This is a genomic window from Methanosaeta sp. UBA458, from assembly GCF_002496085.1.
Classification (GTDB): Archaea; Halobacteriota; Methanosarcinia; order Methanotrichales; family Methanotrichaceae; genus Methanothrix; species Methanothrix soehngenii.
The window spans coordinates 1-2,111 of sequence record NZ_DAIK01000167.1; the positions used below are offsets into that span (position 1 = coordinate 1).

2 protein-coding genes, 1 tRNA gene and 1 pseudogene are annotated in these 2,111 nt (G+C 56.5%); 1 reads left to right on the top strand and 3 read right to left on the bottom strand.

The features are described from left to right. Positions 1-221 (top strand): annotated as a pseudogene (locus tag BP822_RS12245) (MBL fold metallo-hydrolase); the annotation flags it as partial. Between the two features lie 36 nt (positions 222-257). Here the strand turns inward: BP822_RS12245 and BP822_RS12250 are convergent. From BP822_RS12250 to cmk, 3 genes are all read right to left on the bottom strand, one after another. Beyond that, positions 258-357 (bottom strand) — tRNA-Ser (locus BP822_RS12250). A gap of 20 nt (positions 358-377) precedes the next feature. After that, positions 378-1,568, bottom strand: a complete 1,191-nt coding sequence (locus tag BP822_RS12255) for an RNA-guided pseudouridylation complex pseudouridine synthase subunit Cbf5 (protein WP_286878383.1) — start codon at positions 1,566-1,568, stop codon at positions 378-380. After that, positions 1,559-2,083 (bottom strand): (d)CMP kinase, encoded by a 525-nt coding sequence (cmk, locus tag BP822_RS12260; protein WP_286878384.1) that lies wholly within the window; start codon positions 2,081-2,083, stop codon positions 1,559-1,561. Before cmk ends, BP822_RS12255 begins: the two co-directional genes overlap by 10 nt. Between the last annotated feature and the right edge of the window lie 28 nt (positions 2,084-2,111).

Genomic DNA, 2,111 nt, shown 5'->3' on the forward strand with positions numbered 1-2,111 from the left:
TGGTCGATGCCGCCATCCAGCCGGGGGATGGAATGGCACCGACCTCCAGAAGAGTGGTGATAGCGGGGGACGCCCTGCCCACTTTAGGCAACTACCAAAAGAGGGTTCCTCCAGCGCTGCACTACGATCGCGCCCTGGCCGTGGCCAGCATGAACAAGATTATAGAAATGGCGGATATCGTCATACCCGGCCACGACCGTCCGTTTTCCCTTCGGGAATAGAGCCTGGAACGATTTGTTGGCCTACAGATAAAATAGCGCCGAGGGTGAGATTCGAACTCACGAGACCCTTGCGAGTCACCAGCTATCCAGGAGAAACTCACTCCAGGCTGGCGCCCTACCGCTAGACGACCTCGGCACAGGTTTGGATTTTTGGTTTTATCGCTTCGTTTCCGGCTGGGTGGAGCCGTCCCTTTCAGCCAGCTTCCACGCCTTCGGATAGGTGCCCGGCTCCATTATTACCCTTTCGGTCGCAGCCACGATTCCAGACTTTGAGGCAAGCATCTCCTCGCTCGAGAGCTCCGCCTGGGCAACGGCCACTGCTTCTCCTTTCAGCGTGAAGAGCACCACACCATCGCCCCGATTGATCTCCGTCTGCAGACTTAATAGGCCGGGGGCAGCAAGGGGCGCGCCATGACATATGGCATCCACCGCATTGTCCGCTATCACCAGTCGGGGCAGATGCACTAAAGCTGCCTCCACCGGCAAAATCACCCTGCGAAGCAGGTTCTCATTCCCTGTCTCCATATATTTTACATGGGCATCTATCAGCTGGTGCAGGGTGACCAGGGTTTCATCCTCGCGAAAAGGACCGGCCCGGGTCCGGCGCAGCTCCTCCATGTTCGCCCCCGTGCCCAGGGCAAGGCCGATATCGTAGCATAGCTTTCTGATGTAGGTTCCAGCTTCGCAGCCCACCCTCATCAGCACATGCTGCCCCTCGATCTCCAGCACCTCCAGATAATAGATGGTCCTGGTGCGCAATTCCTTGACCACGGATGACTTCAGGGGAGGTTTTTGCAGTATGGGTCCGACAAACTGACCGCAGACATCGGTGATCCCCTTTTTGGGCACTGGCTTATGAACATGCATCAGGCAGATGTACTCCTTTCCCGCCAGAAGAAGGGTATCCATAACTCTTGTTGCATCCCCCAGGAGAACGGGCAGGATGCCAGTCACCTTGGGATCGAGAGTGCCGCTATGTCCAGCCTTCTCCACCTCAAGAATCCTCTTCACCCAGGCCACAACCTCATGGCTGGTCGGCCCGGAGGTCTTGTCCAGATTGATCGCCCCTAAACGAAGGTGCATCTCCAGGCTCCGCTCGAGAGGTGGAGTGCCATAAGCGGGATCTGTCTTACCATTCCTTTTGACCAGGACCGACCTCTTCTTGTCCGCAGGAAGGGTCTTGGAGCCGGATGCGACATATGCACCTTTTTTTTCAGGAAAAGAGGAGCGCGGTCGAGTGGAAGACGAATGTCTATCAGACCGGTTTGAGGATTTTGAGGGTGGCCGGGAGCCTCGATCTCCGGATGACGATGAACCCTCCCTTTTAGGCCTGTGAATCACGGACATTGCCTTGACCTCGCCGCCGCCAGCACTATGGCCAAAGTTCCCGATTCATTGAACCTGCCCGTATCCACCACCAGATCGTATACGTTGAGGTCATTGATGTCGATGTTATAGTATTTCTTGTACCTGCGGGCCTCGCTCTCCTCCCGCAGCCTCGTCTCCTGACAGGCATCCTCCAGCAGCTTGGACTCCCGCTTGGATATGCGCTCCGCTCTTGTCCTCAGATCGGACTTCAAGAGAACTTTGAGATCGGCATCCAGAAGGTGCCCGGACAATCTGCCCTCGAAGACTCCCTGTCCCTCTCTGGCCAGAGACCTCTGGGCATCATCGATCAGATAATCGATCTCCGGTCCCTTCTCTGCCATGCGGTTCATCTCCTTGACTGATATGTTCTTCTCGCTGGCGATCTTGCGGAACAGCTCCCCTGAGTTGACCCAGGAGAGGCCAAGCTGGACAGAAAGAGCCCGGGCCAGGGTGGTGGTCCCAGTGCCCGGCGAGCCGCTAACGGTGATTATCATATTATCATCTTCAGCTCATGCTCCCTAT